The following is a 299-nucleotide window of genomic DNA, read 5'->3' on the forward strand; positions in this document are numbered from 1 at the left end:
CAACGTTGGTATCAAACTTATTACCAATTGCATGATGATAAAGGCGTTCGGTTGGTGTATTCAATACGCTAATGGCTGGTGCTCCGGCCAATACTAGAATCGGCGTATCGTCGGCATAAGCGCTGGCTAAACCATTGGCGCAGCTAAGTGAACCAACACCAAATGTCACCGCCATTGCCCCAAATCCATTTTGCTTAGCGTAACCATCAGCTGCGTAAGTTCCGTTAAGTTCGTTGCAAGGCATAATGTGTTGCACGCCATGGTCACCATCTAGGATTTCGTCAAATAGTGGAAGAACG

The 299-nt window shown here is 46.8% G+C and carries 1 protein-coding gene; it reads right to left on the minus strand.

Going from position 1 to position 299, the window contains the following annotated elements:
* Positions 1-299 (minus strand): thiamine pyrophosphate-binding protein (locus tag AB4512_RS24180; RefSeq protein ID WP_372176028.1); only part of this gene is annotated, 299 nt, incomplete at both ends.

The sequence above is a fragment of the Vibrio sp. 10N.222.52.B7 genome, from assembly GCF_041474275.1.
Lineage (GTDB): Bacteria > Pseudomonadota > Gammaproteobacteria > Enterobacterales > Vibrionaceae > Vibrio > Vibrio crassostreae_C.